The organism is Streptomyces candidus (genome assembly GCF_014207445.1).
Lineage (GTDB): Bacteria > Actinomycetota > Actinomycetes > Streptomycetales > Streptomycetaceae > Streptomyces > Streptomyces candidus.
Genome location: NZ_JACHEM010000038.1, coordinates 1 through 9,008 on the forward strand (window position 1 = coordinate 1; position 9,008 = coordinate 9,008).

The window sequence follows — 9,008 nt, forward strand, 5'->3', positions numbered from 1 at the left end:
CCCCGGCCAGCACCGTCCGGTTCGCGGCAAGTGGCCCGTACCAGAGCCGGACCGGCACACCGGCCGAGTCCCAGATCTCGACGCCGACCACGGTGGCCGCGGGCATGCCGGTCCAGATCAGGTCGGCACTGTTCGACGTGGCCCCGTTGACCGCGGCTCCGGTCGTGAGGTTCTTCCGCACATAGGATCCGCCGGTCACTTCAGTCCCTGCCGCTGCGTCACTCCCGTTCGCGGTGACGAGGGCGACCTTTAGGGGCGCGACCGGCGCGGTGGTGGCGTTGCCCATGATCCAATCCAGGCAGCGGTTCTCCGCCGTGTTCGTCAATGCGTCCGCCACGAGGTGCCTCCGAATGTCCGCGGGGCCGGCGAGTCTCAACGCCAGCGATGGTCTGCCAACTGAACGCCCACCAGGCGAAGCGCCAGAGCAGGCCGACCCCGCGGGATCGTGGGCCCGCCCCGGCCTTCGGGTGAAGTCGGCCGGGGCGGGTGTCCTGCAGCCGGATGAGCGCCGGCGGCAGGAGTGGGGGTATCCGCCGCCTGTAGCGATCCCAGGCCAGGCGGCGGACGTCGGGGCTGTCCTGGGGGGACGGTCGCCCCGAGACTATGGGGCCAGGCCACCCGGTGACCGCACCAGTTACAGCGTCCGAAAGCGCTGTACGAATGACGGCCTCGACGGTGGAGACGGCGCATGCGTGCGGCGTGGAGCGTGCTGTAGACCGCCACGTAGGCGGTGTAGGTGCCGCCACCCTCCCGCTTCCAGCTCGGGACGTGCCTGTACAGGAAGTCGAGTACGGGGTTCATCAGGCGGCCTCGCTCTGGCGGCCGGGCAGTGGCGGCGGGTCACCGAGGGTGACCTCGCCGGTCCACTCGTCCGTCGTCGCGGCAGGCAGCTCGTTGACGTTGTAGCGGACTTTGCCGCGGCCTGAGCCGTACCGCTGGATGCGGCCTTCGTGCGCCCAGCGGCGGATCGTGGAGGCGGGTCGGCGGGTGTAGTAGACCGCGTCCGCCTCGACAACGAGGATCGGATCCCTGGAGGCCATGTGCACCTCCTTGGGCAGCAGAAAGGGCCGCCTGCATCAGGCGGCCCTCAGTGCGACAAGTGTCCAGTGAGCAACACGATAAGTTCACTCGGCGTTGCGGTCAAGGACCACCCTGGTCAGAGGGGTTGTCCTCGACGCTGGGTAGTCGTCGGGCGATGTCGCTTGCCAACTGCCCGGCCCGACGCGCTTCGTCACTGTCCCCCTGGCCGAAGAGCGCCAGCAGTTCCACCGCCTCCCGTGCTTCCGCCAGCGTGACCAAGGGCTGACGCTCCTGCTCTGCATCCATGCCAGGACAACGGCCACCCACGCACCTGGTTACGATCACAAGGGTGCCCCTGGCCGCTCTCTTCGGCCAGGGGCACTTTGCGTGCGGGTCTGATCAGGCGTCGATGATGTCGGTGTCGTCGCCGGGGGACAGTTCGTGGCCGTAGCTGGTGGTGGGCATTGGGGGGCCTTCTACTGGTAGGCGGGGCCGTCGTACTCGACGGCGTAGATGCGTGCGTCAGGGTTCTCCTGCTGAGTGCGGAGTACGTCGGTGACGAGCGCGTCGATGCTGTTCGTCGAGTTGAAGCTGAGGAGCGCCCTCGTGTTCCGGTCGTAAAGCCGGTAGTGGATCTCGGTGTGCGTCCTTCCGCGCGCGGGCAGGGGCTCCCCGTTCCACATGTCGGGCGTTGGCATGGCTGGTCCTCCTTGGTCGGTGATGGTCTCAGCGCTTGCTGATCTCGTCGGGGTGGACGCCGACCTGCTGGCCGGTCTGGTCCTCGACGAGTTGCACGATCTCGCTCCCGCCGACGGTGACGACGCCGGTAACGGTGCCGGTCTCGCCGCCCGTGTGGTGGGTGGGCTGTTCCGGGTTCGTGACGGTGACCTTGTCTCCGGACTTGAACTTCATGACCTTCTCCTCGATCACTTGGTGTTGTTGGTCTTGTCGAAGTCCCGCCAGAACTCTTCGCACTGCTGCTTGTGGGCGTCACGCAGTTCGTCCAGCCGGTTCTGCAGGTCGACGTCGCGGGCGATCTGCCGCTGCTCGGCTTTCACGTCCGCTCGCGATCGGCGCTTCGGAGGCTCGCTACCTGGCGGGTACTTGGGGCTCAGGAATCCCATGGTCAGTTCTCCTTGTTGTTGGTCTTGGCCCACACGCCGCGGTTCGACGTGCGGACGGTGCGCTGGTCGACGCGGACGTCGCCGTGGATTCGGACCTGGACGTCCGGGGCGGGTTGGCTGCCCTTCAGCAGCTTGGCGAGGGCGATGATCGGCACGGCGAGTGCGGCTGGCGCCGCGCAGACAATCCCGATGACTGCGGGGTTCGCGTGCCCGGAGGCCAGCATCAGCAGCGCGGCGACAAGCCCCGGCGGGACGGTGGCGACCCCGCAGTAGAGGGCGGTGCGCCCGATATCGGTCTGCTGCTGCGTCATGGGCGGGTGGCCGGGCTGGGTGACGGGCGGTGTCGGGCCGACGGTGGGCAGGGGGCTGTCGTCGCGGTGGGATGTCGGGGCGGCCAGTGCGTCCTCGACGGCGGCGAGCAGGCGGCGGGCGTTCTCGTCGAGCGCCCGCTGCCCGTCGGGGCCGGGGGGTGGCGGGTCGGGCAGCGGGCGCATGGCGTTCTCCTTTCTGCGGTGGGGTTACTTGCTGGAGACGGACGAGACGGTGTCGGTGGCGGTCTGGACGCCCGTTCCGACCAGGGAGGCGACCTTGACCGCTGCTGTCGCTCCCCAGGGGGTGGCGACCAGCAGGATCCAGAACACGGATACGGCGAAGAACTCGCGTGGCCGGAAGGATTTGTCCTTCTTGAACCAGATGGCGAGGCCGATGCAGACGATGAAGAACAGGGTGCTGATGGCGATGGTCATGCGTGTCTCCTGGGTGGGGTGGGTCAGGCGCTGACGGATTGCGGGGCGAGGGGTTCTGCGGTGTGCCACTCCTGCTGCTTTTTCGTGAGCTTGCCGAGGCGTTCGAGGCGGGCTGTGGCGTTGGCGACGTTCGGCCGGGTGAGGGCGGTGGCGTCGGCGATCTGCTTGTTGCGCCGTGCGCCGCCGTCGACGGCGTGCCAGACGAGTTCGGAGCGGCTGGGCGGTACCAGTTCGTCGAGGTCGTCGTCGTCCACGTCCGCCGCGGCGGGTGCGGGCTTGGTGTCGAAGACGGCCCTGTTCTTGCCGCTCCTCTCGCCCTCCTTGGCGAGGAGTTCGCTGAGGAAGGCTTCTTCGTCGGCGGCGTCGAGGTGGCGGTACTCCTCGCGCCGCAGGTAGGCGAGCCCGGCCGGCCCTGCTTTGCAGGCGGCGTCGGCTTCCTGCTGGCTGATGCTGTGCAGGGGGAACTGGCGGGCCATGCGGGCGGGATTGCTGTGGAACGCGGCCCGCGACACGGTGTACTGGGCTTTTCCGTCCGCCAGGTAGAACAGGCCGCCGGTCTCCGAGCCGTTGGGGAAGCGTTCGGGCAGCGGGCTGAGACGGAACTCGGGTGTGCGGGAGCCGAGCGACATGATGTCGACGTCTTTGCGGGCGGTGCGGAACAGGGCGATGTTCCCGGACTGCAGCATGTCGCGGACGGCGTTGGCGCTGGCGTCGGAGCCGATGGAGTCGAGGTTGGGGATCTGCACCCAGATGCGGGCGGACAGGCCGGCGGCGCGTGAGAGGCGCCCGACGCTGGACACGCTGCGCAGGAGCGGCTTGACGTGCGGGGCTTTGGGGTCCTTGAGGACCATCTCGTTGAATTCGTCCCAGGTGACCGTCATGGGCTTGAACGGCTCGTTGGCGACGAAGAAGCTGCGCCCGTTCTCGGTGTAGCCCTCCTCGTCGAGCCACTGGAGTTTCATCTGCTCGGCGTACCGGTATTCACTGACCGCGTTGGCGGCCTGCCCCATGAGCATGGCCCCGTAGGAGGACTTGACGAGCCAGTCGAGGTCGTTGATCCAGGAGGCGTATCCGGCTCCGCCCTTGCCGTCGGCGAGCCAGGAGATGAAACCGTTCTTGCGCTGAGCTACCTGCAGGTCCTCTTCGAGGGAGGTCTTTCCGGCGCCGGTGGTGCCGGAGCCGAAGGAGTGCACGGAGGAGGCGGACGGGTTGCCGGACAGGCCGCGCCGCTTCGGGTCGAACTTCAGGAGCCGCCACATGGCGGGGTTGCCGTAGATGTCCCTGCCGACGGTGATGTAGCCCTGTTCGTCCATCGTCAGGTCGTCGAGGTTGAGCGGTACGCCGTCCTGCAGGGGGTTGGTGGTCATTTCGCTGACCTCGATGCGGCGGGCGTCGATGACGCGCAGGTGCAGTCGGGCGACCGCGTTGTCGCCTTCCAGGTCGAGGGCCTGGGCGATGGGCCGGGCCTGTACCTCGGCGACGGAGGCGCCGTTGCGCGGCATGAGGAGACGGAACCGGCGCCCGTGCTCGGTCTGCTGCGCGTCGTAGAGGGTGCTTCCCGCGTAGGGGTTGTAGGTGTCCCAGACGGCTGCGAGGTCGTCTTCGTCGAGTTCGCCGGCGGACAGGGCGCGCAGGCGGACGGTGAGCTTGGCGCGGTCGGCGGGCATGTCGTCGGGCCGGTAGATGTTGACGGCCCGCGGGGGGACCTTGAACGCGATCGAGACGGTGTCCTGCTGCACGGACAGGGCGGACCTGGCGGTCGTCGAAACGATGACCGCGGTCAGCTGCTCGTCGTCGACGTGGAGACTGACGAGCTTCGAGGACGGCAGGGGGCCCCGCTCGCACGCGATCCATTCGGCCCATCGCGCCAGGTACCAGCCGGCGCCCTCGGGTCCGGTCTCCTTCACGTCGGGTGCTGCGGGCCTGCGCCACATGCGGGCGCCCCATCCGGCTCCTGCGCTGACGGCCAGGAGATCCCCCCACCAGGGCAGTCCGACGAATCCTGTCGCGGGCAGGACCATCAGCGGGCTGGTGCGCAGCGCCATCTCCGCGGGCGTGTACCGGCGCCACCAGGCGTCACCCCAGTCGGGGAGGGCGTCCTGCCATGCTTTGCGGAGCAGAGCGCACCGGGCGCGGTGGGCGTCGGCGGTCACGGTACGGACCAGGGCGGGCCGCGCCTCGTGGGTGCGCCATCCGTCGCAGACACCGATGACGAACAGACCGGTGTCCGCCGGGCTGCCAAAGGTCTGGCGGTGGAGGCGGCGCCGCATGCGGGCGGCCTTGCGCCGGTAGCTGTGGCTGCTGCGGTGGCACAGCCACTGCCAGGGCTCGCCCTGGCCGGGCAGCCAGCGCCACGGCCCGGGGTGCATGCCCAGGGCGCTCCAGCCACCGGCCGCGGCGGTGCCGGCAGCGGTGAGCAGGAGCGGGTCGCCGGACAGGCAGGTGGAGACGGCGCCGAGGCTGGCCCCTGCGTACAGGCCGGGGTTGTGCAGGCGGGCGACAAGGGCCCTGGGGCCTGAGGTGGTTGGCTGGGTGTCTGGTTCGGGGGTGCGGGGCGTGGCTATCGTCGAGGGTGCCATCGGGATTTCTCCGAGTCTGCGGTGGCGGGAGGGCGGGGCCGTGAGGCGGCCCCGCCCTTCGCGCTACTGGCGCTTGATGAACGCGCGGTCGGCCATCTGCACGTCGTGCGTGCGGTTGGCGTCCCGCATCCGGCCGTGCTGGGCTGCGGTCTCCTGTTCCAGGCCCTGGGCTGAGGCGGTCAGCGCATCGGCCGCGGAGACGATGGAGCCGATGTTGTTCGCCGCTTCTGTTCCGAGCCTGGCCACCTCCATGTAGGCGGTGGTGGTGGGCTCGTCGACGTTCAGCTGTGTCATCGCCCCTGCCAGGTAGCGGGCGGAGTCGGCACGGTCTTCGTAGCGGCTCTTGAGGCGTTCGACGGCAGCTTTGGTGCGGCTGGCGCGGACGGTGTACGCGGTGGCCCTGGCGAGGACGGCGGCGACGGTGACGATCGAGTGGGTGCTCATGGTCAGGCGACCGCCTTCGTCTCGTAGACCTCGGTGTCCGCGCTGGTGTCTTCCGCGTCGACGGCGTCGGAGATGTAGGCCTCGCGCTCGGCGACGTCTTCCATGTCCTGGGCGATGCCGGCGTAGAGGCCCTGCCCCATTTCCAGGTGGTGCTTGGCTTTCACTACGGCTTCGCCCTGGTCGACGGTGTTCTGCTTGAGGTCGTCGACCTCGCTGAGGATCACCGCGTAGTGCTCCTTGCAGCGGGTGACCCAGCCGATGACTTTGGGTCCGAAGCCGGTGGCTTCCATCTGTGCGATGAGTGCGTCGCCGCGTCCCACCTCGCGTTCTGCCCGTTCGTGGATGCGGTCGTATGCCTGGACGTCGGCACCGCACATGATCGAGAGTTCGTCGCTCTCGTCCATGACGGACTCGTAGGTCACTTCTGCTGCCATGCGGCCCACTCCTTGGGTGGTGTCGGCTTCGGTGGTCTTGGTCGGCGGTATGGCGGGCGCTGTCGTGTCGGGCGCGGCGGGTTCGGACGTGATGGGCACGGGCACAGGCTCGGCGGCCTGGACCGGGTCGGGAGCGGCGGTGCCGCTTTCGCCTGCGGTCGGCGGCGAACTGGGCATCGGCGGGACCTGCGGCGGCCGGTCGGGGGGCATCGGCACCAGCACCGGGCCGGGGTCTGGGTGACCCTCTGCCTTGCGCCGCTGGCGGTAGGAGCGCCATGCGCCGCGGCCGGCTTCCTGTACCCAGGTCACACCTGTGGCCGCACCAGCCCCGGCGCGATGGCTGAGGGGCGGGGAGGCGGGGCGCCTGCTGCGGTAGCCGGACCCGAACGTGCCGGACACGGCGGCTGATGTTGTCGGCGCGGGCGCCGCGACTGCTACGGGCTTGCCCGCAGTGGCGGGCACCGTGGCGTCGCCGTGCTTCTCCGCGATCCTCCGGACGGCCTTTTCGTGCCGGGCGGTTTCCCGCATGATGTCGCGCTGCGCTGGTGACAGTCCCAGCTTCGACTGCTCGCTCTGCGCGCCAGCCGCGTAGGCGAGCATGCACGCGATGAGCAGAATCTCCATCGTGTTCCCCTCACTTGCTGTGTTCGGGACGGGTGAACGGCAGCCTCGTGCACGCACGTGCGCGCGTAGCAGACGGATGGTTCACCTGTCACCCGGGTGAACGAACGGGTGAACGTTCACCGTGCGTATCGGTCGGTGATGCTTTGGAGGGCGGCACCGACCTCGCGCCATGCGCGGTTGGCCAGCTCCGGGTCAAGGTCCCGGAGGACGCTGCGCAACCTGTCCAGCCGGCGGATGGCCCCCGCCTTCGGGGACACGCGGTCCTTCCGCTTGATCTCTGTGGGCCAGTAGGCGGCTCCGCGCATGACGCGGCCTCCTTTCGGTAGCTGAAGTCGGCGTGTTCGGCCCTGCCCGGGTCTGCTTGCGGGTCTGCGAGGGTTCCGCTCACCGGGTCACTCACCGGGTCGACCTGAGTGGTTGTGGGTCCGACTGCTTCCGGCAGTCGTGGCGAGGGCCAGAGCTGGGGGCGCTGGACCTCACCAGTGGTGCCGGACCTAGGCGGTCTGCTTTTCGCGGGCCTCGATCAGGGCCCAGATCGGGCGGATGCGGCTCTCCCCGCCGACGAACCCGTGCTTGCGGTAGTCCTCGACGGCCTGCCGGTAGGAGCGGGGCGGGTCCATGTCGTAGCGCAGCCAGCGGAGGACCACCTCGATCTGCTCATCGCTGAGCTTCACGCCCTTCTGTGGGACGTGGACGTTGGCGACCTCGGCGAGCTCTTCGAGGGTCATGGGGTCCTCGACCGGCACCCGCTCCACCTCTTCTTCGCTGTCCGTTTCGTCAGCAGTCACGGCGGGGTGTGACGCGGGGTGTGACGGCGTGACGGATGTGCCGCTGACCTGCGTGACGGCCGTGACGGCGGGTGCCGGAATCTGGGGTCGCGTCACACTCAGCGCCAAGGGGCGTGACGCGAACGCGACGGCCTCCTCGCCGTACTCCTCGTCGGCCTCCGCCAGCTTCTTCTCCGCCTTCGCGCGGGCCTTCAGAAGGTCCCCCTGGCCAGCGGTCAGGAACTCGGCGCGGGCGATCTGCCGGTCGATCTCGGCGAGATGGCCCGCGGTCTCCAGGACGACGTCCGTGCGGGCCCCGGACCGCAGGTGCCGGGCGTCAGCCGCGGCCAGGGCGCGGGCATTGCGGTCCTCGGCAGACTGATCGGCAATCGCAGTGGCGGTCTCACCGTCGGCAAGAACGTTCGCAGCGAAGAGCCGCAGCCCCATGAACAAAGCAGCAGCGACAGGGACGCCGGCGAACACCTGGGCGTGACCGAGAACCAGCAGCGTCGCCGTCGACACACCGACCGCCACGACCGTCAGGCCGAGCATGACGATCACGCCCACCTTCGAACGCTGCCGGATCGCGACCTCCGACATGCGAAGGGCGCCGATCCACAGGGCGTCGTACACGAGCGCAATCGACCAGCCGACGACGACGGCGAGCTTCCCGTGCAGTCCGAGCATCGGCCCGAGCTTGCCGCCGACCGTGATAGCCACCAGAGCGAGCGCGGCCAGAGTCAGCAGGACCTCGACGGCCGCGAAGACGTTCAGGCGCCGCGACTTGATGCAGGCGGGGACGCTCATCTTGGGGATGCTCATCGGGCCACCGCCACGGCGCGGGTGACGACGAGGTAGTCGTCAGTCTTGAGGTCCATTACGACGTCGGCGGCGTTCTCGGCAGCCAGCTGCTCGGCAGGCCAGGAACCGCGGGGGTGGCCGGCCGGGATGCGGGCGAGCACACGGACGTGGGACGCGGACTCGTGGGCGGCGACATCGGCCGCGGACAGGACGCTCATGCCGCCACCGCCTCAGCGGACAGGCCGCGCAGCTCGTCCATCAGGCGGGGCTCGTCCGGGTGGGCGATGTCGAGCTCGATGGCGTCCAGCACGAGCTCGGTGACGCGGTCGCGGTCGCTGGCCGAGCGTGCGGACATGAACTCCGCGAGGTAGGCGCGGCGTGTCTGCTGCGACAGGGGGCGACTCTGGTGATCGGCGAGACGGATCACGCCGATAGAATCGTTCGTAGCCATCAGGGGTCCCTTCAGAAG

14 protein-coding genes are annotated in these 9,008 nt (G+C 69.3%); all 14 read right to left on the minus strand.

What is annotated here, in order from left to right; translation table 11 throughout:
- On the minus strand, window positions 1–337 hold a 337-nt coding region (locus HNQ79_RS32340; RefSeq protein ID WP_185036556.1), incomplete at its 3' end, for a phage tail fiber protein.
- Between the two features lie 463 nt (window positions 338–800).
- On the minus strand, window positions 801–1,040 hold the full coding sequence (locus HNQ79_RS32345; RefSeq protein ID WP_185036557.1) for a DNA-binding protein: 240 nt from the start codon (window positions 1,038–1,040) through the stop codon (window positions 801–803).
- A 456-nt stretch (window positions 1,041–1,496) separates the two neighbouring features.
- Entirely contained in the window at window positions 1,497–1,718 is a 222-nt protein-coding gene (locus HNQ79_RS32350; RefSeq protein ID WP_185036558.1) for a hypothetical protein, read from the minus strand.
- Between the two features lie 28 nt (window positions 1,719–1,746).
- Window positions 1,747–1,932 (minus strand): hypothetical protein, encoded by a 186-nt coding sequence (locus tag HNQ79_RS32355; protein ID WP_185036559.1) that lies wholly within the window; start codon window positions 1,930–1,932, stop codon window positions 1,747–1,749.
- 14 nt (window positions 1,933–1,946) lie between these two features.
- The gene (locus HNQ79_RS32360; protein ID WP_185036560.1) at window positions 1,947–2,144 is read right to left on the minus strand and encodes a hypothetical protein; all 198 of its coding nucleotides are present in this window, start codon (window positions 2,142–2,144) and stop codon (window positions 1,947–1,949) included.
- A 2-nt stretch (window positions 2,145–2,146) separates the two neighbouring features.
- Window positions 2,147–2,638, minus strand: a complete 492-nt coding sequence (locus HNQ79_RS32365; protein ID WP_185036561.1) for a hypothetical protein — start codon at window positions 2,636–2,638, stop codon at window positions 2,147–2,149.
- Between the two features lie 24 nt (window positions 2,639–2,662).
- Window positions 2,663–2,890 carry a hypothetical protein gene (locus HNQ79_RS32370; protein ID WP_185036562.1) on the minus strand — a complete coding sequence of 76 codons (228 nt, stop codon included), beginning with the start codon at window positions 2,888–2,890 and terminating at the stop codon, window positions 2,663–2,665.
- Window positions 2,891–2,913: 23 nt separating this feature from the next.
- Window positions 2,914–5,469: a hypothetical protein gene (locus tag HNQ79_RS32375; RefSeq protein ID WP_185036563.1), complete on the minus strand. Its 2,556-nt coding sequence runs from the start codon at window positions 5,467–5,469 to the stop codon at window positions 2,914–2,916.
- A 63-nt stretch (window positions 5,470–5,532) separates the two neighbouring features.
- Window positions 5,533–5,913: a hypothetical protein gene (locus tag HNQ79_RS32380; protein ID WP_260421918.1), complete on the minus strand. Its 381-nt coding sequence runs from the start codon at window positions 5,911–5,913 to the stop codon at window positions 5,533–5,535.
- A 2-nt stretch (window positions 5,914–5,915) separates the two neighbouring features.
- Window positions 5,916–6,971 carry a hypothetical protein gene (locus HNQ79_RS32385; protein WP_185036564.1) on the minus strand — a complete coding sequence of 352 codons (1,056 nt, stop codon included), beginning with the start codon at window positions 6,969–6,971 and terminating at the stop codon, window positions 5,916–5,918.
- A 116-nt stretch (window positions 6,972–7,087) separates the two neighbouring features.
- Entirely contained in the window at window positions 7,088–7,276 is a 189-nt protein-coding gene (locus HNQ79_RS32390; RefSeq protein WP_185036565.1) for a hypothetical protein, read from the minus strand.
- A gap of 189 nt (window positions 7,277–7,465) precedes the next feature.
- The gene (locus HNQ79_RS32395; RefSeq protein WP_185036566.1) at window positions 7,466–8,560 is read right to left on the minus strand and encodes a hypothetical protein; all 1,095 of its coding nucleotides are present in this window, start codon (window positions 8,558–8,560) and stop codon (window positions 7,466–7,468) included.
- The gene (locus HNQ79_RS32400; RefSeq protein ID WP_185036567.1) at window positions 8,557–8,757 is read right to left on the minus strand and encodes a DUF8839 family protein; all 201 of its coding nucleotides are present in this window, start codon (window positions 8,755–8,757) and stop codon (window positions 8,557–8,559) included. The genes HNQ79_RS32395 and HNQ79_RS32400 overlap by 4 nt, the downstream gene beginning before the upstream one ends.
- Window positions 8,754–8,990: a hypothetical protein gene (locus HNQ79_RS32405; protein ID WP_185036568.1), complete on the minus strand. Its 237-nt coding sequence runs from the start codon at window positions 8,988–8,990 to the stop codon at window positions 8,754–8,756. Before HNQ79_RS32405 ends, HNQ79_RS32400 begins: the two co-directional genes overlap by 4 nt.
- Window positions 8,991–9,008: the final 18 nt, after the last annotated feature.

Bases quoted from the DNA above. Each gene is read 5' to 3' on its own strand.
- HNQ79_RS32345 (WP_185036557.1), bottom strand. From the start codon at position 1,040: ATGGCCTCCAGGGATCCGATCCTCGTTGTCGAGGCGGACGCGGTCTAC.
- HNQ79_RS32350 (WP_185036558.1), bottom strand. From the start codon at position 1,718: ATGCCAACGCCCGACATGTGGAACGGGGAGCCCCTGCCCGCGCGCGGA.
- HNQ79_RS32355 (WP_185036559.1), bottom strand. From the start codon at position 1,932: ATGAAGTTCAAGTCCGGAGACAAGGTCACCGTCACGAACCCGGAACAG.
- HNQ79_RS32360 (WP_185036560.1), bottom strand. From the start codon at position 2,144: ATGGGATTCCTGAGCCCCAAGTACCCGCCAGGTAGCGAGCCTCCGAAG.
- HNQ79_RS32365 (WP_185036561.1), bottom strand. From the start codon at position 2,638: ATGCGCCCGCTGCCCGACCCGCCACCCCCCGGCCCCGACGGGCAGCGG.
- HNQ79_RS32370 (WP_185036562.1), bottom strand. From the start codon at position 2,890: ATGACCATCGCCATCAGCACCCTGTTCTTCATCGTCTGCATCGGCCTC.
- HNQ79_RS32375 (WP_185036563.1), bottom strand. From the start codon at position 5,469: ATGGCACCCTCGACGATAGCCACGCCCCGCACCCCCGAACCAGACACC.
- HNQ79_RS32380 (WP_260421918.1), bottom strand. From the start codon at position 5,913: ATGAGCACCCACTCGATCGTCACCGTCGCCGCCGTCCTCGCCAGGGCC.
- HNQ79_RS32385 (WP_185036564.1), bottom strand. From the start codon at position 6,971: ATGGAGATTCTGCTCATCGCGTGCATGCTCGCCTACGCGGCTGGCGCG.
- HNQ79_RS32390 (WP_185036565.1), bottom strand. From the start codon at position 7,276: ATGCGCGGAGCCGCCTACTGGCCCACAGAGATCAAGCGGAAGGACCGC.
- HNQ79_RS32395 (WP_185036566.1), bottom strand. From the start codon at position 8,560: ATGAGCATCCCCAAGATGAGCGTCCCCGCCTGCATCAAGTCGCGGCGC.
- HNQ79_RS32400 (WP_185036567.1), bottom strand. From the start codon at position 8,757: ATGAGCGTCCTGTCCGCGGCCGATGTCGCCGCCCACGAGTCCGCGTCC.
- HNQ79_RS32405 (WP_185036568.1), bottom strand. From the start codon at position 8,990: ATGGCTACGAACGATTCTATCGGCGTGATCCGTCTCGCCGATCACCAG.